The sequence below is a fragment of the Aquihabitans sp. G128 genome (assembly GCF_019048865.1).
GTDB lineage: Bacteria > Actinomycetota > Acidimicrobiia > Acidimicrobiales > Iamiaceae > Aquihabitans.
On the sequence record NZ_CP077604.1, the window covers coordinates 3837121 to 3863720 of the forward strand.

At 74.9% G+C, this 26600-nt stretch carries 18 protein-coding genes and 1 pseudogene; 8 read left to right on the forward strand and 11 right to left on the reverse strand.

All coding sequences use genetic code 11. The features are described from left to right. Nucleotides 1-79: 79 nt before the first annotated feature. The 4 genes and pseudogenes from KSP35_RS18400 to KSP35_RS18410 all read right to left on the reverse strand — a co-directional run bounded on the left by KSP35_RS18400 (nt 80) and on the right by KSP35_RS18410 (nt 3721). Nucleotides 80-934 carry a carbohydrate deacetylase gene (locus KSP35_RS18400; RefSeq protein ID WP_216997235.1) on the reverse strand — a complete coding sequence of 285 codons (855 nt, stop codon included), beginning with the start codon at nt 932-934 and terminating at the stop codon, nt 80-82. A gap of 5 nt (nt 935-939) precedes the next feature. Further along, nucleotides 940-1746 carry a hypothetical protein gene (locus tag KSP35_RS24765; RefSeq protein ID WP_254126846.1) on the reverse strand — a complete coding sequence of 269 codons (807 nt, stop codon included), beginning with the start codon at nt 1744-1746 and terminating at the stop codon, nt 940-942. Between the two features lie 542 nt (nt 1747-2288). Then, nucleotides 2289-2435: pseudogene (locus tag KSP35_RS26160) on the reverse strand (hypothetical protein); the annotation flags it as partial. Nucleotides 2436-2476: 41 nt separating this feature from the next. After that, the gene (locus tag KSP35_RS18410; RefSeq protein ID WP_216997237.1) at nt 2477-3721 is read right to left on the reverse strand and encodes a glycosyltransferase family 4 protein; all 1245 of its coding nucleotides are present in this window, start codon (nt 3719-3721) and stop codon (nt 2477-2479) included. Nucleotides 3722-3814: 93 nt separating this feature from the next. On the opposite strand from KSP35_RS18410, the gene KSP35_RS18415 reads away from it, so the two are divergent. Continuing rightward, the gene (locus KSP35_RS18415; protein WP_216997238.1) at nt 3815-6013 is read left to right on the forward strand and encodes a UbiA family prenyltransferase; all 2199 of its coding nucleotides are present in this window, start codon (nt 3815-3817) and stop codon (nt 6011-6013) included. Between the two features lie 12 nt (nt 6014-6025). On the opposite strand, the gene KSP35_RS18420 is transcribed toward KSP35_RS18415, so the two are convergent. Beyond that, nucleotides 6026-7654, reverse strand: a complete 1629-nt coding sequence (locus KSP35_RS18420; RefSeq protein WP_216997239.1) for a radical SAM protein — start codon at nt 7652-7654, stop codon at nt 6026-6028. 90 nt (nt 7655-7744) lie between these two features. On the opposite strand from KSP35_RS18420, the gene asnB reads away from it, so the two are divergent. Continuing rightward, complete coding sequence (gene asnB, locus KSP35_RS18425) at nt 7745-9583, forward strand: asparagine synthase (glutamine-hydrolyzing) (protein WP_216997240.1); 1839 nt, start codon at nt 7745-7747, stop codon at nt 9581-9583. Nucleotides 9584-9607: 24 nt separating this feature from the next. Here the strand turns inward: asnB and KSP35_RS18430 are convergent, their stop codons facing one another. Beyond that, complete coding sequence (locus KSP35_RS18430; RefSeq protein ID WP_216997241.1) at nt 9608-11218, reverse strand: radical SAM protein; 1611 nt, start codon at nt 11216-11218, stop codon at nt 9608-9610. Between the two features lie 74 nt (nt 11219-11292). Continuing rightward, nucleotides 11293-11964: a cyclopropane-fatty-acyl-phospholipid synthase family protein gene (locus KSP35_RS18435; RefSeq protein WP_216997242.1), complete on the reverse strand. Its 672-nt coding sequence runs from the start codon at nt 11962-11964 to the stop codon at nt 11293-11295. Between the two features lie 142 nt (nt 11965-12106). On the opposite strand from KSP35_RS18435, the gene KSP35_RS18440 reads away from it, so the two are divergent. The 5 genes from KSP35_RS18440 to KSP35_RS18455 all read left to right on the forward strand — a co-directional run bounded on the left by KSP35_RS18440 (nt 12107) and on the right by KSP35_RS18455 (nt 21883). Continuing rightward, nucleotides 12107-14977, forward strand: a complete 2871-nt coding sequence (locus tag KSP35_RS18440; RefSeq protein WP_216997243.1) for a hypothetical protein — start codon at nt 12107-12109, stop codon at nt 14975-14977. Between the two features lie 43 nt (nt 14978-15020). Then, nucleotides 15021-15152: a hypothetical protein gene (locus KSP35_RS25120; RefSeq protein WP_256444503.1), complete on the forward strand. Its 132-nt coding sequence runs from the start codon at nt 15021-15023 to the stop codon at nt 15150-15152. Between the two features lie 6 nt (nt 15153-15158). Then, nucleotides 15159-17006, forward strand: coding sequence for a carbamoyltransferase N-terminal domain-containing protein (locus KSP35_RS18445; RefSeq protein WP_216997244.1), 1848 nt, complete (start codon nt 15159-15161; stop codon nt 17004-17006). A gap of 2037 nt (nt 17007-19043) precedes the next feature. Next, nucleotides 19044-20894: a phytanoyl-CoA dioxygenase family protein gene (locus KSP35_RS18450; protein ID WP_216997245.1), complete on the forward strand. Its 1851-nt coding sequence runs from the start codon at nt 19044-19046 to the stop codon at nt 20892-20894. Continuing rightward, the gene (locus KSP35_RS18455; RefSeq protein WP_216997246.1) at nt 20891-21883 is read left to right on the forward strand and encodes a phytanoyl-CoA dioxygenase family protein; all 993 of its coding nucleotides are present in this window, start codon (nt 20891-20893) and stop codon (nt 21881-21883) included. Before KSP35_RS18450 ends, KSP35_RS18455 begins: the two co-directional genes overlap by 4 nt. Nucleotides 21884-21896: 13 nt before the next feature. Here the strand turns inward: KSP35_RS18455 and KSP35_RS18460 are convergent, their stop codons facing one another. From KSP35_RS18460 to KSP35_RS18475, 4 genes are all read right to left on the reverse strand, one after another. Then, nucleotides 21897-22742, reverse strand: coding sequence for an ABC transporter permease (locus tag KSP35_RS18460; protein ID WP_216997247.1), 846 nt, complete (start codon nt 22740-22742; stop codon nt 21897-21899). Nucleotides 22743-22825: 83 nt separating this feature from the next. Then, nucleotides 22826-23644: a phytanoyl-CoA dioxygenase family protein gene (locus tag KSP35_RS18465; RefSeq protein WP_254127260.1), complete on the reverse strand. Its 819-nt coding sequence runs from the start codon at nt 23642-23644 to the stop codon at nt 22826-22828. 275 nt (nt 23645-23919) lie between these two features. Next, complete coding sequence (locus tag KSP35_RS18470) at nt 23920-24855, reverse strand: phytanoyl-CoA dioxygenase family protein (protein WP_216997249.1); 936 nt, start codon at nt 24853-24855, stop codon at nt 23920-23922. 12 nt (nt 24856-24867) lie between these two features. Beyond that, the gene (locus KSP35_RS18475; RefSeq protein ID WP_216997250.1) at nt 24868-25746 is read right to left on the reverse strand and encodes a phytanoyl-CoA dioxygenase family protein; all 879 of its coding nucleotides are present in this window, start codon (nt 25744-25746) and stop codon (nt 24868-24870) included. A gap of 110 nt (nt 25747-25856) precedes the next feature. On the opposite strand from KSP35_RS18475, the gene KSP35_RS18480 reads away from it, so the two are divergent. Then, complete coding sequence (locus KSP35_RS18480; RefSeq protein ID WP_216997251.1) at nt 25857-26594, forward strand: glycosyltransferase family 2 protein; 738 nt, start codon at nt 25857-25859, stop codon at nt 26592-26594. Nucleotides 26595-26600 lie beyond the last annotated feature (6 nt).

Below are 26600 nucleotides of genomic sequence, written 5' to 3' on the forward strand. Positions count from 1 at the left end.
CCCGGTGTTGCAGTTCCACGTGGTCCCCCCTCCCTCTGGCCGGACCGGCGGAACCCTACTCAACCCCGTGGTCCGCAGATCAGGCGCGGCCGCCGTGCTGGCGGGTGACGGAGCTCGGGCCCACGAGGGCGAACCCCGCAGCGGCGACCGCCGACCGGCTGCGCGGGTCGGTGCACGCCGCGAGCTCGTCGGCCCAGCGGTAGGCCCACCGGTACCGGTGGCGCTCGCCGTCCTGGATGGCGCCGGGGTGCAGGTTGACCTCGACCACGTCACCGGCGACGTGGGCCAGGGCGTCGCGGAGGGTGCGGCCGTCGAAGCTGCCGGCTCCGTCGAGGCCCACGAAGCCGTCGCTGGTGGCCAGCCCCGCCGCGGCGAGGTCGGTGCCGAGCGACCGGGCCAGCCGCCGGACCACCACGCCGGTCGGGCCGCGGGCCTCGGACCACGGCCGGCGCACGAACCCGATGCCGTGCGCAGCGGCGGCTTCGAGGATCGGTGCCCGCAGGACCGGCCAGAGCTGGAGGTGCTGGTGGAGGTTGAGGTGGGTGATCGGGCGACCGCCGGAGGCGACGACCTCCAGCTGGGCCGCCAGCTCGCGGCGGACGTCGGCAGGGTCGACCCGCCCGGCGCCCAGGTCGACGACGAGGCGGCGCCACGACGGGCGGAACCGGCCCCGGCGATCGACCAGGGTGGGGATGGCGACGGCCGGTGCCACCGGCGGGTCCTCGCCCACCAGGGCCACGTGGGCACCGACCTCGAGGTCCGGTGCGCCCTCGAGGAGCGAGAGGGTGGCGACGGTGGCCGGGCCGTTGCCCAGGACCGAGGTGGCGGTCACGATGCCCTGGCGGTGGGCGGTCACGATGGCCTCGGCCGTGGCCGTGGTCAGGCCGTAGTCGTCGGCGGTCACCACCAGCTGGCGGGTGGTCGGGCGCACCACGTCGACTACGTCGCGGGGGCGGCGACGTAGAGCAAGGTGCGCTCCGGGCCGGCGGCCTCGGCGAAGCGGTGGGCGTGCAGCTCCTGGCGCTCGTCGCCGCGGCCGACCACCAGGACCCAGGTGGCGATGCGGGGGTCGTCGGAGGGCAGCCACCCCGGGGCCACCGGACCGACGCGGAGCTCGAGGGCGTCCTGGAGGCCGGCGAGCTCGAGGCCCGGCCAGCTGCGGGCGCCGAACGGCTCGGCCCAGGTGGGCACGTCGGCCCCGGCCACCACCTCGTCCTCGAAGCGCAGGTCGAGCGGCTCGCACCCGTAGGCGTCGGCCAAGCGGCGGCGCAGGGCAGCGACCTCGTCGGCCGACAGCCGATCGGGCGCCGGAGGCCCTGCGGCACGGCTGGGCGCGGCGACCGGCGCGGCCACCGGGGTGGACCGCAGCACGAGCTCCACCGGGTGCTCGATCTGCGACCGGACCCGGTCCAGCACCTCCTGCCAGTTGCGGCCGACGAGCTCCGAGCGGAAGGGGGCCGGGAGCGGGGCCAGCTCGGCCAGGACCGCCTCGAGCTCGTGGCGCGGCAGGCGGAGCAGGTCGTGGCGGTGCGGCTGGTTCACGAAGATCACGTTGCCGTTGACCCCGCGCCGGTCGGCCTCCAGCAGGAACGGCAAGGTCTCGCGCCAGTTGTCGGCCATCACGCAGAAGCTGAGCGTGATGCCCTTGCCGCTCTCCTCGCCGAGCGCCTGGAAGCGGTCGACGTTGCGCCAGATGGTGGGGGCGTGGACGCCGACGCGGATCGACTCCAGCGTCTCGGCCTGCATGCCGTCGATCGAGAGGATGGCGTGCGCCTCGAGCTCGCGGACGTAGCGCTCGACGTTCTCGTTGTAGATGGTGCCGTTGGTGGTGATGGTGACCTCGGGGCGGAGGCCGTGGTCCAGGAAGAAGTCCCAGATGCGGCGGTTCTCGCGCGAGGAACGGCTCGCCGCCCTTGAACTGGGCCCGGACGAGGTGCGGGAGGAACTCCTCGAGCTCGGCGAAGAACCGGTCGTCGTAGCCGGCGGGCAGCGGCGGCAGGCCCTCGCGCTTGGCCCGGATGGTCGACGAGAGGCCGCCGTTGCACATGATGCACTGCAGGTTGCAGCGGTTGGACAGGGCGAAGTCCATCATCAGCGGGAACGGGTGCGGGGCGCCCGTGGCATAGCGATCGAAGTGCGACGCCGTGGTCGCCGCCCGGCCGCCGGCCGCTTCGCCGATCTCGCACTCCTGGCAGGCGTACTCGTAGCTGCCCCGCTTCGAGCGCGGCGCGCTGGGCGGCGGTGTTGGCCCCCTCCCAGATGTCACGGAGCGACTGGCGGGCGGGACCGGACACCTGCCCCAGGTGGAACCCGGTGGCGCAGCAGGCCTGGACGGTCCCGTTGGGCTCGAAGTAGAGCGCCGAGTGGGGCGCGTAGCAGGCCGAGGAGAGCGGCGGGGCGGTGGGCGCCCGTCGGGCGAAGATCTTCGTGCGCACGCCCTCCCCCCTCTCGAGCCCCCGGTCCGACTGGGCCGAGGCTATCCGCCCGGCGTCGGGGCGGGCCGGGCCAGGACCCCGTCCAGCACGGCCCGGATGCGGGCGACGCCGACCGGCACGTCGTGGTGCTCGGCCACGAGCGAGCGGGCCCGGTCGCCCACCGTCGCCCGACGGTCGGCATCGCCGAGCAGGTCGGCCAGGGCGGCGGCGAAGGCCGCCACGTCGGGGTGCTCCACGGCGACGCCGGCGCCGTCGTCGGCCAGCCCGGCCACGCCGCCCGTGCGGAAGCAGACCAGGGGCAGCCCGGCGGCGCCGGCTTCGAGGGCCGCAAGGGGGAACGCGTCCTCGCGCGCCGGCAGGGCGAAGACGTCCAGGGCGCCCAGCAGGTGGTCGGGCCGCTCGCTGTGGCGGGCGTGGACGAAGCGGTGGTCCATCCCCAGCCGGCGGGCCTCGTCGGCGAGGTGGCGGCCGTCGATCGAGGCCGGGTCGCCGCCGATCCACGCGACCCACGGGTCCAGCTCCGGGTGGGTGCGGCGCAGCAGCCATGCGGCGTGCAGCAGGCGCTCGGGGTCCTTGCGCCAGTCCGGGAGGCCGACCGATCCCACCACCGCAGCATCGGCCGGGATGCCCAGCCGGCGTCGAGCCTCGGGCCGTGGGAGCGGGGCCACTGCGCCGACGTCGACGAACTCGTCGCAGCGGGTGGTGCGGGCGGGGTCCACGCCGTGGCCGGCGACGAGGAGCTCGGCCACGGGGTGCGACGCGGCGATGACGTGGTCGGCGCGAGCGAGCAGGAAGGCCAGGTCGACCGGGTCGAGCGTCAGGCGGAGGCCCACGTCCAGCTCGTGGACGTGCAGCACCACCGGCGTGGCCGGCGGCGGGTCGAGCGCCCGGAGCAGCGCCGCGGTGGGCGGCGTGGCGGCGTTCACGTACACGAGGTCCACGTCGGCCAGGCGGCGCACCGCCCGGCCCCGGGCCCAGGCCTGGGCGGGGGCCACCAGCGCCGCGCCGCCAGCTCGGCGGAGCGCAGCCGCCACCGGCTCGATCGGCTCGCGGCCCGTGGCGACGGCACGAGCCTCGGCGCCCGCCGCCCGGTAGGTGTCGAGCAGGGGTCCGCCCCGTGCCGTCACCACCGACGCCCGGTCGCCCCGGCCCTCGGCGAGGAGGCCGCGCAGGAGGTGGCCGAGCAAGATCGGTGGCCCGGTCCGCTCGGCGCCGTGCCCGAGGAAGGCGAGGTGGCGGCCGGCGTCGGCGGGGGTCCCCGGTCGGAGGCGATCGGCGGCGGGCACCGCGGAAGCTTCGCACGCCGCCGGGGAATCGGGGCCCTCGACGGGCGGCCGGTACGGTGGTCACCTCAGTTGGGGACGGTCCGGGGGACGGCGGTGCAGACGCGACGGGTGGTGCGCTCCGAGCAGTGGTGGGACCACAAGGTCCCGGTGCTCGTGGCGGCCGGCGCCCTGGCCATCGGCAGCCGGCCGGGCGCAGCGTCGCTCGGCGACCTCGGCCAGCTGGTGCTCCTGGTGGTCTCCGTGGTCGGGGTGGCGGCCTTCGGCCACCTGGTCAACGACTGGTGCGACCTGGAGGCCGACGCTCGAGCGGGCAAGGGCAACCGCCTCGTCGCCCTGTCCGGTGCGCGCCGCACGACCCTGGTGGCGGCTGCGCTCGTCGTCGGGCTGGCGCCCTGGCTGCTGCTCGAGCGCCGACCCGCCGCCCTGCTCGCCCTGGCGCTGGAGCTCGCGCTGCTCCTGGCGTACTCCGTGCCGCCCCTGCGCCTGAAGGGCCGCGGCGCCCTCGGTGCGGCGGCCGACGCCGGCTACGCCTACGCCGTCCCGCTGGTGCTGGTGGTGCTGGCGGTCGGACCGAGGGGCCACCCCCACGCCGGTCCCCTGCTCGCGGTGCTGGCCCTGTGGGGGTTCGTGCAGGGGCTGCGCGGGATCCTCTGGCACCAGATCGAGGACCTCGACGCCGACCAGGCCGCCGGCACCTCGACCTGGGCGCTCGCGCTCGGTCGCCCGCGCGCCGAGCGCCTGGTGGGCACGGCGCTGCTGCCCGTCGAGCTCGTGCTGCTCGCCGCGCTCGTGGTCCTGGTCGGGCGGTGGTGGATCGCCGGGCTGCTGGTGGGGTTCGCCCTGTGGCGGACCTTCCAGCTGCTGTTCCTGTGGACCGAGCCGCTGGACCCGTCCTCGCTGCGCCAGCTGCGCCACCGGGTGCAGGTCGTGGGCTTCGAGTACGTGAACGACCTCCTCGAGCGCTGGCTGCCCCTGGCGGCGGTGGTGTGGGTGGCCTGGTCCTCGCCGTGGTGGTGGCTGGGGGTCGCCGCGGTGCTCCTGGGCTTCCGCAACGCGGTGCGCACCTTCGTGGCGTGGGACGTGTGGGTCCTGCCGGACGGCATCGAACGGCTGGCCTATGCCCGGCGGGCCAGCCGCGACATCCAGGAGGTGGCTCGCCGTCGGCGGGCGCGGGTGGCGGCCGGGCCCGGCGCGCTGGCGGACCCGGCGGCGCGCCGCTGGGTGTTCGTGGTGTGCGGGCCCGCCATGCACGTCGAGACCCTGGCCACCGCCCTCGGCCACCTGCGGCCGCTCACCGCCGCCGAGATCTGGGTGGTCACCGACGTTCGCCGGAACGCCATCCCGATCGACCACCCGGGGATCGACCACGTGGTCGACGTCGCCACGCCGGGCGAGCTCGACGACCACCAGGCCAGCATCTGGCTCAAGACCTCCGTCCACCGCCACCTCCCGCAGGGGGAGTGGTGCTACCTCGACAGCGACATCATCGCGGTGGCCCCCGGCGTCGAGGTGGTGTTCGACCATCGAGACGGTCCGGTGGCCTTCGCCTCGGACCTCACGATCCGCGAGAACTCGGTCGACCGGTTCAGCCCGTGGGCCATGACCTGCTCCTGCCTCGGCTACGACGACGAGCACTCCTGCGGCCACCTCCGGGAGCAGCTCGCGGCGCGCTTCGACGTCGAGGTCCCGGGCGACTGGCTCCACTGGAACGGCGGGGTCTTCGTCTTCGGTCCGGAGGCGGCGCCCGTGCTCGACCTGTGGCACGAGCGGGCCGTGGCCTCCTTCGCCTGGCCCGAGTGGCGCACGAGGGACCAGGGCGCCCTGATCGCCACCGTGTGGTCGCTCGGCCTCCAGGACCTGCCCCGGCTGCCCCCGACCTGCAACTTCATCGCCGACCTGGGCAACTTCGACCTGTGCCTCGACGTGGAGCGTGGGTGGGCGCACCACCCGTCCGGGCCGTGGTACGACGCACGGCTGCTGCACTGCTACACGAGCGCCCTCGAGGACCCCGAGTGGGACCTGGGCCGCGACGTCGAGGCGGTGGTCCTGCGCCGGAGCCGGGTGCGCATCTACCGCTACCGCCGGGCCGAGGCCCAGTCGAAGGTCGCCATGGCGGCCAACGACGTGCGGTGGAGCGTGCAGGAGCGCCTCGAGCTCACCGCCCTGCGGGTGCGCCGCTTCCCGCGCCGGCTGGCGCCCGGCCGCCTGTGGCGGGCGGTGCTGGCCCGCCTGGGACGCTCGGTGGGCGAGCCGCCACCGCCCGGTCCCCAGCGGGCCGACGGCCCGGCCTGACGTCCGGACCGCTCACGTCCAGGCGGTGCTGGCCTCGCGGGTCCTCGGCCGGAGGACGAGGGCCAGCCCGCTGAGGGAGCCGTCGCCGTCGCGGCGGGCGGAGCCGATCAGCTCGTGGTCGCCGCTGGCCTCGACGCCGTTGAGCAGGAGCCAGAAGCGGTCGTCGTCGGTCGGGGCCCGCCGCGTGGCCTGGTGCCAGGACCCGGGATCGCCGAAGGCCGACGCCAAGCGGGCCATGAGCTCGGCCACGGACCGCCCGTCGAGGCCGCTGCCGTCCACCACGAGCGCCGGATCGAGGCGCTGCACCGAGACCGTGCCCTCGAGGTCGACGGTGAAGTGCCCCTCGGGCCCCGCGGACGGGGCCGGCGTCGGGTCGGCTGCGCCTGCGGTCGCGACCTCGGGGAACGGGAGCCACGCCCACCGGCTGGAAGGGCCGGCGACAGGCGTGCCCGGGACCTCATCGGCGTAGCGGTCGCGCTCGGGCCGTGGTCGCTGGAGCAGGTCGGCCCGGTGGGCCAGGGCGTCGACGTGGCTGGTCCAGGCGGCGAGGCGCGGCCCGGTGAGCTCGGGCTCGGTGGCCCGCAGGGTGGCGACCACCGCGGCGAGCTCGTCGCCACCGAGCTGGTAGAGGCTGTGCTCCACCGGCAGGCGGACGACGTTGACGCCGACGTCGAGGCCGCGAGCCTCGGCCAGGCCGAGCGTGCGGTGGAACTCGCGCCAGTTCGACGCCATCAAGCAGGTGGTGATCGACACGTGGTCCGCGCCGACCAGCTCGACGAAGCGGTCGAGGTGCGCCAGGACGTCGGGCAGGTGGGCGCCCACCCGGATGGCGTCGTAGGTCTCGGTGGTCGCCCCGTCGATCGACACGATGAGGTGGGGCTGGAGCACCTCGACCAGGCGCTCCACCCGAGGGGTGAGGGTGGTGCCGTTGGTGATGATGCTGACCGCAGGGGGGCGCTCCAGGGCGGCCAGCTGCTCCATCGCTCGGAGCGGCTCGGCGCCGAGGAAGGGCTCACCGCCGGCGAACTGGACGCTCTCGAGGTGGGGGAGGAACTCGGCCAGCTCGTCGAAGAACGCGTCGTCGTAGGCCCTGGGGAGCGGCGGCAGGTGCTCGCGGCGGCTGCGGATGGCCGAGGACCACTCGCCGTTGCACATCGCGCACTGGAGGTTGCAGGTGTTGGTGAGCGCCAGCTCCATCCGCCGGGGCCAGCGCGGTCGAGGATCGGTGGGGCGGAGGTGGTCGTAGCCGCGGGCGAAGACGATCTCGTCGTTGCCCTCGCGCACCTGCCACGCGCAGAACTCGCAGCCCTCGTCGTAGGAGCCGCCTTCGAGGGCGGTGCGCAGGCGATCGGCCTCGGCGCTGTCCCAGATCTCACGGATGCTCTGGTGGGCGACGTCGCCGAGGAGGGTGCCGGTGTTCTGGCAGCACGCCCGCGCTCGACCCACCTGGTCGAAGTAGATGGTGCTGTGGGGGGCGTAGCAGGCCGACCAGGCCGGCGGCACCGGCGCGGGGACCTCCGGCTCGGCGCGCACCTCGATGCGGCGGCTGCGGCGCAGCGCCTGGCGAAGGCGACCGGCGGCGCGGCTTGCGCCCGGCCCCTCGGGGCTGCCCTCCGGCGCCGGTGCGCACCCACCTCCCATCGGCCCAGTCTGGCCCCTGGCCCGCCGGACCGGCGGTTCGCCGAGGCCCGGTAGGCTGGCGCGCCGCCACCGCAGGGGGAAGGTTGCAGGATGTGCGGCATCGCCGGGATCGTCGGGCCGGGCGCTGAGCGCCAGCAGGCAGCGCTCGACCGCATGCTCGCCGCGCTCGAGCACCGGGGCCCGGACGAGGGCGGCCGGTGGTCGGGCCCCTCGGCGCTGCTGGGCATCCGCCGCCTCTCGATCGTCGATCCGGTCGGCGGCCACCAGCCGGTGGTCGACGCCGAGGCCGGCGTGGTGGTCGTGGCCAACGGGGAGGTCTACGGCCACGACCGCATCCGGGCCCGGTTCCCGGACTTCCCCTACCGGTCGGGCTCCGACATCGAGGTGGTGCCGGCGCTGCACCGGGCGCACGGCGACGGCTTCCTGGCCGCCCTGCCGGGCACCTTCGCCCTGGCCCTCTGGGAGGCGGGCCCGGGCCGCCTCACCCTGGCGCGCGACCGGTTCGGCGAGCGGCCGCTCTACTGGGCCCACCGGCCCGACGGGCTCCTGCTGTTCGCGTCGGAGCCCCAGGCGCTCCGCGCCTCCGGGCTGGTGGAGGTCGAGGTCGACCGAGCGGTGGTGGCCCAGCAGCTCCGTCAGGGCTACGTGCCCCCGGGACGGTCGATCTGGCAGGGGATCTCGTCGCTGCCGCCGGCGTCCTCGCTGCGGTTCGAGGTCGGCGGCCAGCCGCTCCTCGAGCGCTGGTGGTCGCCGCCGGAGGTGGTCGAACCGGCGGGAGGCGTCGGCGATCCGGTCGCCTGGTTCCGGACCGCCCTCGACCGTGCCGTGCAGGACCAGCTCGTCGCCGACGTCCCCGTCGGCACCCTGCTCTCCGGTGGCCTCGACTCGTCCACCGTCTCGGCCTTGGCCGCCCGCCACCACCGCCGTATCGCCGGCTTCGCCTTCGACATGCCGGGCGACTCGGAGGTCCCGTACGCCCAGGCGGTGGCGGACCGGCACGGCATCGACCTCCACGTCCTCCGGCCTTCACCAGACGACCTGGTCGACCTGCTCCAAGACGTGGCCCGCACGTGGGGCGAGCCCCTGGGCGACTCCTCCACCGTGCCGACCCTCCTGCTGAGCCGCTTCGTGCGGCGCGAGGTGACGGTGGCGCTCACCGGTGACGGGGCCGACGAGCTGCTCGGCGGCTACCTGTGCTGGGCGCGGCCCTTCCTGCACCCCGACGACCCGGCCCGCGCTGCGGCCGGCGGGTCGGCACCGGCACCGTCGCGCTGGTGGGCCCGGGGCAGCCGAGCACGCCGCACGGGCGGTCGATCGGTGCCGGCCGGCACCGAGGTGGCTCGCCGCTACGCCGACTTCCGCTCCTACTTCTCGGCGGCCGAGCTGGTGGGCCTCGGCCTCCCGCCGGCCTCCGGGGCCGACGTCGACGTGTCCGGGTACGGGTACGGCACGGCCGACGACATCAGCCGCTTCGACCTCGACCACTACCTGCCGGGCGACATCCTGGTGAAGACGGACCGGGCGTCGATGGCCACCGGGCTCGAGGTGCGGGCCCCGTTCCTCGACGTCGAGGTGGCCGAGGGCTGCCTCCGGCTGCCGGCCCGGTGGAAGGTCGACGCCAGCCACGAGAAGCTGCTCCTGCGCGAGGCCTTCGGCGACCTGCTGCCGCCGCAGGTGGTGGCTCGCCCCAAGCAAGGCTTCGGTTCGCCCATGGCGCGGTGGCTCGCCGAACCGGCGGTGGCCGACCTGGTCCGCGCCGAGCTGACCGATCCGGGTGCGCCGCTGTTCGACCTCTTGGACCGCGCGGCGGTGGCTCCCTACCTGGCCACGCCCGACCAGCGGCTCTGGAACCTGTTGACCCTCGCGCTCTGGTGGCGCCACCACCGCCCCGGCGCCGGCGGCGGCACGGCGGTGGGCCCGCAGCCCTGAGGGGCGGGGCTGCCAGGCGGCCGCTCAGCCCGCCGCCGGCTCGGCGGGCGTGCTCCAGGGGTGGGGGCGGGTGCCGCCGCTCCTCACGGTGAAGGTGGCACCGTCGAGCGTCCCGTCCGGCCGGCGCAGGGCGGTGCCGTACACCTCGGCCCGCGGCGTCGCGCCCACCGGTCCGAGCTGCAGGCAGAAGCGGTCATCATCGGTCGGCTGGCGGCGGGCCACGTAGGCCCACTGGTCGTGGTCGGCGAACGCGGCTCCGAACCGCTGGCCGAGGTCGACCACCGCGGCGCCGTCGAGGTCGTCCAGGTCGATGGGCAGCCCGTCGTCGTGCCGGACCGTCCGCAACGTGCCGGAGCGATCGACCACCAGCACCGCCTCCGGGCCGTCGTGGGGCGGGAGCGCGGTGCCGGCGCTGCCGGCGGTCTCCTCGGCGAAGGGCAACCACGCCCACCGGCTGGTGGGCGGGGGCGCCACCGGCTCGCCGGGCATGCCGTGGTCCGGTCCCCGGGCGGGGCCGTCGCTGCGGAGCACGGCGAGCCGGTTCGCCAGGGCCTCCCGGTGACCGGCCCAGGCGGCGGCCCGCGAGCCGGTGAGGTGGGCCTCCCGAGCGGCGAGGCCGGCGACGACCGCAGCGAGCGCCGGCTCGTCGAGGCGATAGAGGCTGTGGGCGGCGGGGGAGCGCACCACGTTGACCCCGACGTCGATGCCGCGCTCCTCGGCGAGGGCGAGGACGTCGGCGAACTCGTGCCAGTTGCCGACCATGAGGCAGGTCGTGATCGACACCTTGCCGGGTCCGAGGGCGGCGCGCAGACGGTCGAGGTTGGCCAGGACGTCGGGCAGGTGGGCGCCGACCCGGATGGCGTCGTAGGTCTCGGCGGTCGCGCCGTCGAGCGACACGATCACGTCGGGCCGCAGCCCCTCGACGATCCGCTGGACCCTCGGGGTGTAGGTGGTGGCGTTGGTGATGATGGTGACGGCGGGCGGGTCGTCGAGGGCGAGGAGCTGTTCCATCACCCGCAGCGGCTCGGCACCGAGGAACGGCTCGCCACCGGCGAACTGCACCTGTTCGGCGTGCGGGAGGAACTCGGCCAGCTGGTCGAAGAACTCCTCGCCGTAGGCCTTGGGGAGGGGCGGCAGGCCCTCCCGCTGGGTTCGGATGGCGGAGCTCCACTCGCCGTTGCACATGGCGCACTGGAGGTTGCAGGTGTTGGTGAGCGCGAACTCCAGCTGGCGGGGCCAGCGGGGGCGCCGCACGTCGGGCCGGAGCTCGTCGAAGCTCCGGGCGAACACGATGGCGTCGTTGCCCTCGCGCACCTGCCACTCGCAGAACTCGCAACCGGCGCCGTAGTCGTCGACCTCGAGGGCGTGGCGCACGCGCTCGGCCTCGGCGCTCTCCCAGATCTCGCGGAGCGACTGCCGGGTCACGTCGCCGAGGTGGACGCCGGTGTTCTGGCAGCAGGCCCGGACCTTGCCGCGCTGGTCGAAGTACATCGACGAGTGGGGGGCGTAGCAGGCCGACCAGCGGATCGGTGCCGAGGCGGGGGCGGGGGGCGTCGAGCGGTCGGGCCGGCGCAGCAGGGCGCGGCGGGCGGCCCGCCGCAACCCTCCGGACCGACCCTCGTCCACCCCCTCCACCGGGTCAGTCTGGCACCTCGCCCCGACACCTCCTCTCCGTCGATCCTCGCCGCGCCGGGATCGGGAGGCGAGGCTCAGGGGCGCGTGGCGACCAGGGCGGCGTGGGCGTAGGGGTAGCCCCGGTCGAGCGGGATGGAGCGCATCGTCCAGCCGAGGGCGTCGAGGACCGCGGCCGCGTCGTCCAGCGGGCGCGGGTTCAGCGCATCGCCGGCGGTGATCCGCAGCAGGCGGACGGCGACGAGCTCCTGGGCCATGCCGAACCGGTGCTTCCAGCGGGGGCGGGTGGCGACCTCCTTGAGCACGAGCACGCCGCGGTCCCGGAGGGACCGGCACGCGGCGCGCACGGTGGTGCCCAGCGCCGGCGGGTCGAGCAGGTAGAGGACGTCCCCGACCACGACGGCGTCGTACGCCCCCGCGGGCGGCTCCCACCCGGCCGGCACGACCTCGAAGGCCACCCGATCGGCGAGGCCGAGGCGTCGGGCGGCCCGGCGCCCGTGGCGCACCTTGTCGCTCGAGATGTCGACCGCGTGGACCGTCCGCCGGTCCGAGGCCAGCACGAGGTGGAGGGACAGCAGCCCGTGGCCGCAGCCCAGGTCGAGGATGTGCCCGCTGGCGGGCACCAGCGCCTCGACCGCGTCGAGGGGCGCGCAGCGCTGGCGGATCGCGGTGTGCAGGCGCACCTGCGGCCCGGCGTCGGCGAAGCCCGATCGAGCCCGGCGGGCTGCCTCGCTCGTGGTCGGTCGCATGCGCGGATCTCCTGGGCGGGCGGCGATCGTCCGGGCGCCGCCCGGGGCGGATCGCGTGCGGGGCCGGATTGGTACCGTACCCCCGCCCGGATACGCTCCTGACCCCGGCCGGCACCCTCGGCCGGGACCGGGAGTGGTCGTGGTGGCAGCGAATCTCGAGGCGAGCGCTGGCCTCCACCGACCATCGACCGAGCGCCTCCGGCGGGCCGTCGGCGCGCTGGTGGCCGTGGCGGCCGTGCTGGCGCTGGCCCAGGCCGTCGTCGACGTCGCCGCTCGCGCCGCCGAGATCCGGGCCGTCCCCGCGCTCGTCGCCCTCCACCTGGACCTCGTGCTGATCGTGGTGGTGGCGATCGCGCTCGTCCTCCGGCTGGCCCGCCGCAGCCCGGGCCCGAGGGGGGCGGGCGGGTGGCGGCTGGCGACGGCGGGCGCCGCCACGATCGCCATCGTCGCCATCCGCTACGGCGTGTCCCCGGCGGAGCCCACCCGAGGCGTCCTGGTGCCGCTGCTCCTCGTGCCCGCAGCCGCCCTGCTCGCCGACCTGGTCCGCACCCGGGGCGACCTCGGGCCGCAACCGCTCTTCCGCGGGGCGCTCGCCTGGTGCAGCGTCGCGGGGGCCGACCTCCTCGCCCTCTCCGTCGGCGCCGGCCGGGTGGAGCGCCTCGACGTCGGTCCCACCCTCGTCCGACCGGCCGGGATCAGCGTGGTCGTGGTGGCCGGCGTGGCGGCCGTCGCCGCGAGCCGCAGCCGGTCGTTCTTCGACGCAGCGGCGATGGCCCTGGCCGCCGCCGCAGGCGCAGGGCTGGTCGCGGTCGGGTCGCCGGCCGACCGCACGGTGCCCGCCGGCACCCCGCTGCTCGCCGCCGGGGTGCTCGCCGCGGCGCTGGTGGCCTGGGAGCCGGCCCGCCGTCGGGCGGGCGCCCTCGGTCGTCGGGTCGCGACGCTGGCCGCTCGTCCCCTCGGACCGGTGCGACGCCGGGCTTCGGCCGCTCGGGCACGCGCCGCCACGCCGACGCCGGTGCGGGTGGAGCCCCGTCCGCGCCTGGACCGGCGCAGCCGCCTCGTGGCCGGCGCCATGGCGATGGGCTCTGCGGCCTTCGTCGGCTCCGGCGCCTGGTGGGCCCATCGGGTCGGGTGGCAGCCCACCGGGCACTCGGCCACCGTCATGGCCCGCTCCTACGACGTCGGCACGGCCGACCACCCCCTGGTCGGCATGATCACCAGCCTCGGCAACCGCGGCTTCGCCTCCCACCCCGGGCCCCTGCTGTTCGACCTGCTGGCACCGCTCGTCCGTGCGTTCGGGATCCAGGGCGGTGCGCTGGTCGGCGGGGTGGTCGCCGCCGTCACCTGCTGGTGGGTCGCCACCTGGGCCGCGTGGCGGGCTGGTGGCGCGATCGCCGCCGTCGTGGCGTGGGTGACCAGCGCGCTGGTCCTGCAGATCGCCGCCCTGGGCATGGTGGCCGATGCCAACAACGTCTCGCTCACCGTGCCGGCCATGTTCACCGCCGTCGTGGCGGCCTGGGCCGCGTGCACCGGCACGTGGCGGGCGTGGTGGTGGGCGCTGGTGCTCGGGAGCTTGGCCGCGCAGGCGTACCTCCCCCACGGGCTGATCGTCCTCGGACCCGTCCTCTGGTCGGGCTGGGTGGTCGCCCGGGCGCGGAAGGCGCAGGACGATCCGGCGAGCGCGCGGCGGGCCCGGTCGGCGTGGCGCGTCGGCTGGGTGATCGGCGTGCTCGTGTGGCTCCAGCCGGTGATCGAGGCGATCACGTCGCAGGGCGGCAACGTCCGCACCCTGGCCGGCGAGGTCGCCAACCCGGAGCCGTCGGTGGGCCTCGGCGGGATCCCACGGTTCGCGGCCTGGCTGGTCGCCGTGCCGCCCCGTTGGAACGAGGTCACCCGGAGCTTCGCCCTGCCGGGTGCAGCTTCGGACTACGTCGGGGGTTCGGTGCTGGCGGGCCTGCTCGTCCTCGCCCTGTTGTGCGGGGCCTGGTACCGCACCCGGCGCGCGGCGCCGCCGCGCGAGCGCCAGCTGCGGATCCTCGTCGCCCTGGTGGTGGTCGGGGCCATGGTCGATGCCACGCAGCTCCCGAGCGACCTGCTCCACTCCTTCCAACTGCTCTGGCTGGTGGTGGCGTCGCTCACCGTGTGGTTCGCGGTGGCCACCTCGCTCTGCTTCGCCGCCGAACGGCGCCTGGCCGCGTCCGCCGGCGCACCGCGACGACGGCGAGTGGCGGTCCGGGTCGGCGGTGCCTTCGCCGCGGCCGTGTTCCTGGTCGCCGCGGTCTCCGGGCCGAACACCATCGGCGACGTGAAGGGCAGCGACTACACGATCGACGCCATGGTCGGCCCGCTGACGGACCAGACGCTCGACGCGCTGCCCGATCGCACCCCGGTCCTGGTGCTGGGGCTGGACACCCGCTTCAACGTCGCGGCGTTCGACACCGTGACGTCGCACCTCATCGTCGGCGGCATCCCCGTCCGGGTCGAGCCGGCGATCGTGCACTACGGCGCCCGGCGGCAGGTCCACGGGTCCTGGGACGGGCCGATGCTGTGGGTGACGAGCGGGGTGCCGCCGGTGAAGCCGGCCGGGACCCGCCTCGCGGCGGCCTCGGTGCCCGGCTGGTCGAAGGCTCGCTTCGATCGGCTCGCCGAGGAGGTGGGCCGCCAGGCCCGGTCCGGCCCGTCGCTGCGGATCGAGCCGTGGGCGCTCGACGCCCTCCCCCGGTACGTCGGGGCCTGGATCTCGGACCGGCCGTGCCAGGTCGTGGCCGACATCCGCAGCGGGCGGCGATCGGTCGCATCCCTCCCCGCCGGGTTGCTGCTCGTGCTGTACGCCGATGCCGCCATCGCGTCCCCTGCGCTCCCGGCGGGGATGCTCGACCGGGCCACCGCGATCGTGGGCCAGGGCCCGATCGAGGTCTGGCGGGTGGAGCGCGACGAGCCCGGGCCGATCTCGTCCGACCTCCTCCTCCGCGACGGGACCTCCTGCCCCACGGCTCCGGGGGCCGGCCGGTAGGGTCGACGGGTGCTCCGGATCCGCCACTCGTCGTTGCTGCTGCGTGACCTCACGTCCTACGCGCATGAACCGGGCGTGGGGGCTGCTCCTGGTGGTGCTGGTGCTGGGCCTGTTGATGCTGGTCGGCACCGCCACGCAGAGCGCGGTCCCGGTCGCGGTCTACACGCTGCTCTGAGCCTCGGTGGCCACGCGCATCCTCGGCATCAGCGGCCTGTACCACGGCGCGGCCGCCGCCCTGGTGGTCGACGGCGAGGTGGTGGCGGCGGCCCAGGAGGAGCGGTTCACGCGGCGCAAGAACGATCCGTCGCTCCCCGTCCGCTCGATCGAGTACTGCCTCCGGGCGGGCGGCGTCGAGCGCGACGGCATCGACCTGGTGGCGTACTACGAGAAGCCGGTGGCCTCGTTCGTTCGGGTCCTCAAGACCTTCGGGGCCATCGGCATCAAGGGCTTGCCGACCTTCCCCCGGGCGATGGAGGAGTCCCTGCGCACCAAGCTCTGGGTCTCCTACGACATCGAGAAGGCGCTCCGGAAGCTCGGGTTCGATCGCCCGGGGGACGTGGTCTTCGCGGAGCACCACGTCAGCCACGCCGCCGCCGCCTTCTACCCGTCGCCGTTCGACCACGCCGCGATCCTCACCTTCGACGGCGTGGGCGAGTGGGCCACCACGTCGATCGGCAGCGGTCGGGGTCGGCGCATCGACCTGTTGCGCGAGCTCCGGTTCCCCTCCTCGATCGGGCTCCTGTACTCGGCCTTCACCCATGCGGCCGGCTTCTCCGTGAACAGCGGCGAGTACAAGCTGATGGGCCTGGCCCCGTTCGGTGAGCCCACCTACCGGGACCGCATCCTGGGGGACCTGATCGACCTCCGCGACGACGGGTCCTTCACGGTCGACCTCACCTGCTTCGACTACCTCGCCGGTCGCCGGATGACGAACGACCGGTTCGACCAGCTCTTCGACGGCCCCCGGCGGGCGCCCGACGCCCCCGTCACGCGGCGCGAGTGCGACCTCGCCCGGTCGATCCAGGACGTCGTCGAAGAGGTGGTCCTGCGGGTGGCCCGCCACGCGCACGAGCTCACCGGCGCCTCGCAGGCCGTGCTCGGCGGCGGCGTGGCGCTCAACTGCGTGGCCACCGGCCGGCTGCTGCGAGAGGGGCCGTTCGAGGACGTGTGGGTCCAGCCGGCCGCCGGCGATGCCGGTTCCGCCCTCGGCTGCGCCCTCTGGGCCTGGCACGAGGTCGCGGAGGGCGAGCGGCCCGCACCGAGCACCGACGGCATGTCCGGGGGGTTCCTCGGGCCCCGGCCGGACGACGGCGCGGGCACCGACGTGGCCTCGGCGCTGCTCGCGGCGGGCCGGCCCCACGAGCGCATCGCCGATCCCGTCGAGCTGGCTCGCCGGGTGGCCGGGCACCTGGCCGACGGCGCGGTCGTCGGGGTGTGCACCGGTCGGCTCGAGTTCGGTCCCCGGGCCCTGGGGCACCGGTCGATCCTGGCCGACGCCCGCGACCCGGCCATGCACCGCCGCCTGAACGTCGCCACCAAGCACCGCGAGACCTTCCGCCCCTTCGCCCCGGTCGTGCTCGAGCGCGCCGTGTCCGACTGGTTCGACCACGACCGGCCGTCGCCCTACATGTCGTTCGTGGCCACGGTGCGGGGCGCGGAGCCGGCGCCGGCGCCGGGGCCGGGGGCTCCGACCGACGTCGAGGACCTCACGGCCCGGCTGGCCGAGGTCCGCTCACCGATCCCGGCGGTCACCCACGTCGACGGCACGGCCCGGATCCAGACCGTCGACCCGGACCGCCACGCCGACCTGCACCGCCTGCTGGTCGAGTTCGAAGCCCTCACCGGCTGCCCCGTCCTCGTCAACACGTCGTTCAACGTGCGCGGGGAGCCGATCGTCGCCTCGGCCGAGGACGCGTACCGCACGTTCCTGGCGACCGACATCGACTGGCTGGTGCTCGACGACTGCCTGCTGGCCAAGCACGAGCAGGCGGAGCGGGCCGAGGTGCCCGCTCCCGCCGCCGACGCCTGAGGCGAGCCGGAGCGAGATCCGCCGGTGCCGGCCTCAGCCGGCGCTCCGCCCGAGCTGCCGCAACGTCGGCTCCAAGGATGCGTACAACGCCGAGGCGACGAGCTTGGCGCCGAGCTCGTTGGTGTGCACCGAGTCCCAGAACACGGGTTGGCGCACGTCGTCGAAGGTGGTGGTGAGGTCGGTGACGCCGAGGGCTTCCAGCCCGGCCCGGGCCGAGGCGGAGGTCGTCTGGAACGACCCGATGGCGTCGGGGTCGAGCCCGGCCGCCTCGAAGCGCCGCGGTCGTCCCCGGTCAGCACCGCCTTGTCCCTGAGGTCCGGCTGCCAGAAGAACCGGATGGGGACCGAGGCCTCCTTGGCGTAGGTGCGCGCCACCTCCACCCCGTGCCGGTACCGCTGGAACACCAACCGTCCCGACGCCGTCGGCCCGAGCGGGGCGTCGGGCTTGCTGGTCCGGTACGACGGCAGGTCGTCGGGGTCGGTGCCGTCGGCCTCGGCCCGCTCGCGGAGGATCTGGTCGAGCTGGGCGTCGACGAGGGAGGCCGGCTCGTCGGAGCGGCCTCGGCCCTGCGCGGCGAGGACCCCTTGGAGGGCGAGGTCGTTGGCGCCGTCGTAGAAGACCACCAGGTCCGGCGGGGCGCTCCAGGACAGCCGCTCGATGAGGAGCACCACGGACTGCCAGTCGACCGTGGCGGGCACGGCCAGGTTGCGGACCTCGAGGGCGACCCCGTCGGCGTCGGCCCGCCGCACCAGCTCCGAGGCGATCGTGTGGTCGTCACGCTGGCCGGCGCCGAACGCCGCCGAGCCGCCGAAGAGCCAGACGACGAGGGGCGGGCCGAGCGCCGGGTCGGGTGCCCGGGTGGCCCGCACGCCGTCCTCGATGTTGATGTAGTCGGAGGAGAGGTCCCGGAGCTGCCAGCCGCCCGAGGCGGCGTTGAACTGGAGGCCCCGCCAGGCGTGCAGGAGGTCGACGCGCAGGTCCTTGGCCCACGGCGCGCCGGCGAAGGCCGGATCGTCCTCCGCGTGTCGGGTGAACGTGCCGCCCGAGATGGGGGACGCCGCGGTGGGCGAGGACGAGCGGCCGAAGGGGAGCGTCGGGGGGCCGACCAAGGCGACGGCGGCGACCGCTGCGGCCAGCGGGACGGCCAGTCGGGCCCGACCACGTCGACGGGTCCCCCGGGTCGGTTCGAGCTCGCGGGCCGCCATGCTGCCGGGAGCGGGCGCCGCACCGGTCGCGGTGCGCATGCGCCGCGGGTCGACCACGGTCCAGGCCGTCTCGGGGGTCGCCCAGCCCGGATCGAGCGGCGAGTAGCCGACGGCGCGCGAGACCAGGTTGACCGGGGTGATGACGAACAGGACGAGCAGCCCGCCCACGGTGCGGGTGATGCCCACCGATGCCATGCGGGCGAGGCGCTGCACGGCCGATCGCACGCCGTCGGCCACCCCGGGCACCCGGGCGTGGAGCTCGAGCAGCGCCACGACGGCGAAGCTCACGAGGGCGAAGGCGATCGGCGAGCCGTGCCGCCGCCACAGGAGGGCGTTGGCCACCAGGGCGCCGACGGCCAAGCCGGCGACGCCCGGGGAGCGCTCGGGCCGGCCGGCGGAGGACGGCCACCGGACCAGCGCGCCGTAGGCGAGCACGGTGCCGACCGTCGTCGCCCCGACCGGCAGCACGACGCCGAACCGCATCGCGACGATCGCCGCCGCCCCGGCGGCCGTGGCTGCAGCCGCCCCGAGCGCCCGCCGGGACCGGCCCTGGTCGAGCGCCGCGGCGATGGCCACGACCGAGGCGCCGACGACGGCAAGCAGCGCCACGAGCCACCGCTGCTCGGCCCGGACGGGCAGCAACCGCAGGATGGGGCCGGCCGTCCCCAGGGCCCAGGCGGCCACGAGGAGCCGGCGCATCGGCGCTCCCGGCCGCGCTGAGGTGCCCACGCCGCAAGACGCTACCGGGTGGGTCTCGGCGGCGGCACGCGTGCCGCCTGCGGTGCGCTGCGGGGACTGCGGCGTTCGCCGATGGATCGACCATACTGGCCCGATGTCGTTCGCCTCCCGGCTCCGTGCTCGGCTGCGCCCGCCGGACGCCGGTGCGCTGCCGACGACCGAGGCGCGCGACCCCGACCCCGAGGCGGCGGCCGTCGCCTCGGAGGTCCCGGCCCCGGCCGAGGAGGCCCCTCGCGCCGAGGCACCGGGCCCGGCGCCGGTGATCGACGAGACGTTCCCGGCCGACGACGTCGCCCGGTACTACGACGAGTGGAACGAGCGCTACGAAGCGGTGTTCGGCGACGTCTACCAGCACCTCAAGGCCACCGACCACGATGAGCTCCTCGACCACATGATCGAGGTCGCGGGGGTGTCCGACGGCGAGCGACTGCTCGACGCCGGGTGCGGCATCGCCGGCCCGGCCCGGCACTTCGCCGCCCGGCGGCGCGTCCATATCGACGCCGTGACGGTCTCGGCCGCCCAGGCCGAGCGCGCCCGCGAGCTGGTGTCGGAGCAGGGCTTCGACGATCGGATCTCGGTCCACGTGGGGGACTTCCACCACCTCGAGGACGCGGTCGAGGGCGGCACCTACGACCTCGTGTACTTCCTCGAGTCCCTCGTGCACGCCGCCGATCCGGCGCAGGTGCTCCGCTCGGCCTTCGCCGTGCTCCGGCCCGGCGGCCGCCTGTACGTGAAGGACTTCTACCGCGGTCGGAGCGACGACCCGGCTGCGCAGCGGACGATCGACGAGTGCGTCGAGGCCACCAACCGCATCTGCCACCTCACCATCCGCAACACCGAGGACGTGCTGGGGTGGATCGAGGCCGCCGGCTTCGAGATCGCCCTCTCGCAGGCGCTGGCCGTGCCCGCCTACTCGATCGCCGATGGCCACGAGTTCTGCAGCCGCTACGACCTCGACGTGGCCGCCGGGCGCGACCACACCACCACCTACTACCTCGACAACCTCGAGATCGTCGCTCGCAAGCCGGCGCGGCACGACGAGGGGCGCGCCGCGGGTGCCGCCTCGGAGCCGGCCATCGAGGTCGTGGCCGCGCCGCCGGTGGTCGGCGTGCGCAGCGCGGACATCGCGGGCCGGCTGGCCCGCGACGGCTACGTCCGCCTGGGACCCTGCCTGGACGCCGCGGAGGTCCGGGCCGCCGCCGAGGTGTTCGACGAAGCGATGCGGACGGCCGACCGGCCCGTGGGCGACGAGTGGTTCCCCACCGGGCTGCTGCCCGACCCGGAGGTCCGGTCGCTGATCACGGAGCGGCTCACGGAGATCGTGGCGCCCCACCTGGCGTCGATCTTCGAGCCCGACGTGCTCGAGGTGGTGCGGCTCGACTTCTCGGTCAAGCCCTCGTCGCCGGCGAGCGAGCTCGGCCCCCACCAGGACTACTCGCTCGTCGACGAGCGGGTGGCCCAGAGCCTCTACCTCTGGATCCCGCTGGTGGACACCGACGAGGTCAACGGGGCGCTGCACGTGGTCCCGGGGTCGCACCGGTTCGCCAACCGGATCCGTTCGCGGCACGTGCCGGCGGTGTTCGACGAGGTCCTCGACCTGGTCGGCGGCTCGAGCACCCGGATCGAGTGCCAGGCGGGGGAGCTCGTGCTCATGGTGTCCGGGGTGGTCCACCACTCCCCGCCGAACCGCAGCGGTTCGCTCCGCCTGGCCGTCCACGGGATCGTGAAGCCGACGGCGGAGCCGCTGCTCTTCTACTACGCCGACGCCGACACCCCCGCCGACGTGGTCGAGTGCTACGAGGTCGACATCGAGGGCTACCTCCGGGCCACGCAGGAGGGCCGGCCGGCCGGCCGCACCCCGGACCGGCTCGAGGCCCGGCCGCCCTCGAGCATGGCGGCCGACCGGTACCGCAGCGGCCTGGCCGCGGTGCGAGACGCCCGATGACCCCGGTCGCGGCGACCGACGGGGCTCGGGGCGCCCGGACCCAGGACCGCCGGACCCACTTCTGCGACGCGGCGGTCAACGACCAGCTGGCCCGGACGGGCTACGCGGTGCTGCCCCAGCGACTCACCCGCCACGCCGTCGCAGAGCTCGCCGAGCTCCACCGGCTGGCGGTCCGCGAGGTCGGCGCCGACGACTCCGGCCACTTCTACCCGTCGATGATGATCACGTCGCCGTCGGTGCGGGCTCGGCTGTGGGACGGTGTCCAGTCGATCACCGAGCCCTTCCTCGCGCCGCTGTTCGAGCCGGGCGCCGTCGAGGTCCTCGGCGGGCCGTTCGTGTCCAAGCCCGCTTCGCCGAACAGCTTCCGGCTCCCCCACCAGGACCCGACCTCGATCGACGAGCGCCGCCACGTGAGCCTCTCGGTCTGGGTGCCGCTGGTCGACAGCACGCGGGAGAACGGCGCGCTGGAGGTGCTGGCCGGCAGCCACCTCATGGGCAACCACCCCCGCCCACCCGACGTCGAGTCGTTGCACCCGGACCTGGCGGCCGAGGCCCTCCGCAGCTCGACGGCGATCGAGCTGGAAGCGGGCTCGATGATGGTGATCGACGGCGCGGTGATCCACCACTCGCTGCCCAACCGCACCGATCGAGGTCGGGTGGCCGCCATCGCCGGCGTCATCCCGCAGGGCCACGAGCTCTACTACGTCCGCAGCGACGCCGGCGCCGAGGCCGGCACCGCAGAGGTCCACGCCTTCGGCATCGAGGGGTACCGATCCGGTGACCTGCGGGCGCCGGGGCTCGACGAGCGGACGCTCGTCGAGCGCCTGCCCTACCGGCTGGCGACCCTCGAGGACCTGGCCCGGTCCCAGGCCGCGGCGTCGGGCACGACGACCGACGACCACGAACCGCCCACCGCAGGGGTCGGCGAGCCCGGAGCAGGGACCGCCCCGCGCCGGTGGGCCCGTCGGTTCGGCCGTCGCCCCCGCTGATCGGACTGGCGGTTCAGCTCCCCACCCGGTCGACCAGGTGCGGGACCGAGACGCGGAACACCACCCAGCTCGCCGCCAGCAGGACGAGGGTGGCGACGAGGAAGACCTCCATCCGGTAGCCCGGGAAGAGCGCGCCTCCGGTCATCCAGTCCCGCGTGGCGATCAGCACGGGGCTCACCGGGTTGACCTTCAGGAGCGCCGTCGCCGGGCCCTTGACCGGTGCGCTGTAGGCGACCGGCGTGATCAGGAGCCAGAACGGGATGGCCAGGGCCAGGATGCGCGGGATGTCCTGGTACAGCATGCCGAACGGGGCCAGGGCCAACCCGATGGCGAACCCCAGCAGGAGCAGCGAGAGCATGCCGACCGGTGCCAGCAGGAGCCCCCACCCCGGCACGACGCGGTAGTACAGGAGCACGGGGACGATCAGGGTCAGGCGGATCACCATGCTCGTGGCCGCATCGGCCAGGCCGGACAGGAGCAGGGCCTCGGCGGGGAAGCTGACCTTCGTCAGCACGTTGGCCGCGTTGGTGAGCTGCGTGCCGGGCGCCATGAGGCCGTCGACGAAGCCCTGCCACAGCAAGGTGCCCACCAGGATGTAGAGCGGCAGCGGGATCGTGGTGACCCCGCTGTTGAGGATCTGGGACTTGTTGAGGAGGAGCCACACGGCCGTCTGGGCGATGGCGGGGAGGACCATCCACGCGTAGCCGAGGACCGACATGCGGTAGCGCGAGCGCAGGTCGCGGACGAGCAGGCGCCGAGCGAGCGGCAGCGAAGCCCGGAAGGCGTTGCGCGACGTGGTGAGGAACTGTCCCCGGTGGCGCAGCTGCGCCGAGGGCCGGAACGTCGAGTGCGTCGTCACCGTGCGCGGCGGCGCGGCGACGGGTGCCGGCCCGGGGTCGGTTCGCCGTCCACGCCGCCACCGGTTCACGGCGGATCGGACGTTCAACGGCGCCCGAAGAAGCGGCGCCACCGGGGCTGGGGATCCTTGGGGCGGGGCGCACCGTGGATGGGCTGCACCGGCCCGAGGCTCCGCAGGTCGGCGGGGGTGGGCGCCCACTCCGGCAGCGGGTGGACCTCGTCGTCGAAGAGGTGCGGCCCGGTCATGTCGTCGATGTCGACGAAGGGCTCGTAGTCCGCGAAGAACTCGGGGTCCACGCGGTAGCGGTGGGACTGGCCGTCGGGCATCAGGCGGTAGTGGTAGAGCTGCGCGGCCCGCGGGCGGAAGGCCACCCCGACGGCCAGGCGCAGGCCGTCGGTCACGTTCTCGTCGCTGCCGTGCAGCACCCGGTTGTCCCAGACGATGGCCTGGCCGGCAGGGATCTCGAGCAGCACGGACCGGTCGTCGATGGCCTGGCGGACCTCGGGGTCCGAGTAGGGGTAGTGGATCTGGTGGCCGGTGTAGCCGGTGTCGAGCCGGTTGGTGCCCGCGGCGACGAAGATCGCCCCGTTGCGGCTCGTCATGTCGTCGAGCGCCACCCAGACCAGGCCGGTGCGGTAGCGGCTCTCGTCGACGAAGGTCCAGTCCGTGTGGAGGGGCTGGATGCCCCCCCGGCCCGGGCGGCTTGGCCAGGATCGCCCCGGCCCAGAAGTCGTGGTCGGTGAACCAGCCGGCGACCTTCGGCACCAGCGCCTCGCAGACGAGGGCGTCGACCTTCCGGCGCAGCGCCGGCGGGTTGTTCCGCAGCAGGTCGAAGAAGTCCCACGGGGGCGGGGGGAGGATGTCGACGACCGCCTGTCGCAGCGCCGCCACCTCGTCCGCATCGAGCACGGGGGCGACGACCACGCCGTCTCGTTCGAACCCGGCCTGCACCGCAGGGTCACGGAACGTCGGTTCGATGGCGGTGGCGGAGAGGACGCCTTCGACCGGTGGCACGGGTGCACGGTACCAGCCGGGCGCTTTGTCCGACCAAGCAGGTGGCGTCGCTCGGGCCCTCCCGCGGCCCTCGGATCGGGCCGCACCCGAGGTCCTCCGGGCCGCGGCGCGGACGCCGATCGGACCGGCCCAGGAGCGAGGCTCGCCCGTCGCCGGACGGTGGTCAGCCGCGCCGGGAGCGGCGGCGGAAGCGGCGGTGCCGCGGCGGGGCGACTGCGGCTGCGGCTCCGTGGATGGGGTGGACCGGCCCGAGCCCCCGCAGGTCGTCGGGGGTGGGCGCCCAGGTCGGCATCGGGTGGACGCCGTCCTCGGCGAGGTGCGGCCCGGTCAGCTCCTCGACCTCGGTGAAGGCGTCGTAGTGCGTGAGGAACTCCGGGTCGACGCGGTAGCGGTGCGCCTGGCCGTCCGGCATCAGGCGGTAGTGGAGGAGCTGCGCCCCGCGTGGCCGGAAGGCCAGGCCGACGGCCAGGCGGAGGTCGTCGGTCGTGTTCTCGTTGCTCCCGTGGAGCAGCCGGTGCTCCCAGACGACGGCCTGGCCGGCAGGCACGTCGAGCAGCACGGAGCGATCGTCGATGGCCTGGCGGACGGCCGGGTCCGAGTAGGGGTAGTGGATGCCCTGGCCCCGGAACCCGGGATCGAGGCGGTTGGTGCCCGGCGCCACCACGATCGCGCCGTTGCGCAGCGTCATGTCGTCGAGCGCCACCCAGACCAACCCCGTCCGGTACCGGCGCTCGTCGACGAAGGTCCAGTCCGTGTGCAGGTGGATGATCCCCCCTGGGCCCGGCGGCTTGGCCAGGATCGACGCGGCCCAGAAGTCGTGGTCCACGAACCACGCCGCGACCTTGGGCTCCAGCGCCTCGCGCACGAGCGCGCCGACCTGCTTGCGAAGGGTCGGGGGGTTGTTGCGGAGCAGGTCGATGAAGTCCCACGGGGAGGTGGGGAGGATGTCGACGATCGCCTGCCGGAGCGCCGCCGCCTCTCCGGGCTCGAGGACGGGCGTGACGAACACGCCATCTCGTTCGAACGCCGCCTGGCGCTCGGCGTCGCGGAAGGTCGGCTCGACCACGGTGGCGGTGGGGACCCCCTCAGCCTGCGGCACCGGGCGACGGTATCAGCGGGCCGCCTGGCCCGACCAGGTGGTGCGGAGCCGATCGAGGGGCCCCACCCGCCGGCTGCGGCGGCCCATGGCCTTGAGCTCCGCGAGGGTGAGGTCGTCGACCTGGTAGTCGTCGATGGTCCGGACCAGCCGTCCGTCCGGTCGCTCGCCGATGTTGAAGGTGCTGAAGAACGACGGCTCGACGGCGAAGACCTCGACCGCCCCGTCCGGCGCCCGGTAGTAGTGGAGGGGTTGGCTGCCCTGGGGCAGGGCGTTGAGGTACGCCGCCACCCGCATCCGCCCGGAGTGGTTCTGGGCCGTGGTGTGCAACACCCGGCCGTCCATCACCATGACCTCGCCCACCGCGACCTCCACCTCCACCATGAGCTCGTCGCGGAGCTCGTCCACGATCGACTGGTAGGGCACCGGGAAGCCGGGGCTCCCACGCAGGCCGTGCAGGTAGCGGTGGCTGCCGGGCAGGACCGTCATCTTGCCCTCGGCCGCCGTGATGGGGGTGAGGGGCATCCAGCAGGTGATGCCGGCGCCGTCGGCCTCGTCCTTGGTGATCCAGTCCTGGTGGACCGGCACGACCGTGGTGCCGGTGGCCGGCTTGACCATGAAGGCGGCGACCAGCGGGCTGAAGTCGGCGAGGAGCGGGGCGACCTGGGGCCACAGGATCGCCGAGAGCTCGCGGTCGACCTGGGCCTTGTACGCGTTGTCGGCGCTGTGGATGCTGGCGTAGTAGCCCTCGCTGATGCCGGAGTCGATGCGCTCGAACACCTCGAGGGCGGGGCCGACGGCGGACGGGTCCGGCAGGGGCAGGACCACGTACCCGTCCCGCTGGAACCGTCGTTCCAGGCGCCGGTCGTTCAGGGTGGATCGCAGGCGGGGCAAGGAGGGCTCCGTGACGGGGTCGGGGTCCCAGTGGACCATCCGCTCGCGACGAGCGTCAAGGTCGCCTCGCCGGCGGGTCCGCCCTCGACCGGCACCGCTACCCTCGCCGTGTGTCCCATCGGCTGACCGTGGTCTTCCCCGCGCTCGACGAGGCGGAGGGGATCCTGCTCGCGCTCGACGAGGCCGAAGGCGCGCTCGGCGCCCTGGTGGCGTCGGGGGTGCTCGACGGGTACGAGCTCCTCGTGGTGGACGACGGCTCGACCGACCGCACGGCCGAGCTGGTGGCGGACCGGGCGGAGGTCGATCCCGCCGTCCGCCTCTTGCGCCACGGTCGGAACCGGGGCGTCGGGGCCGCGCTCACCACCGCGATCGCCGCGGCGTCGGGGGACGTGCTGCTCTACACCGATGCCGACATGCCGGTCGACCTGGCCGTCGTCGAGCAGGCCCTGCCGCTGCTGGGGCCCGCGGTCGGGCTGGTCGCCGGCTACCGGGGACGGAGCGACGCCGACGGTCGGTTCCGCGCCGTCTGCGCCAGGACCTACGACGTCCTGGCTCGTCGGGTCCTCGGCGTCGTGGAGCGAGACGTCAACTTCCCGTTCAAGCTGATGACCACCGCCACCGCTCGACGGGTGCGGCTGCGCAGCGAAGGCGCCCTCGCCGACCTCGAGCTGCTGGTCGCCATCCGCGGCCTCGGCCTGCGGGTCGAGCAGATGGAGGTCGTCTACCGGCCCCGCCACCTGGGGGAGTCGAAGACCCTCAGCCTCCGCGTCCTCGGCGGCCTGGCGCTCGAGCTGGTGCGCAACGGGCGGTCCATCCGCCGCCTCCGGGCTTCGGAGGGCCACGGCTAGCCTCGA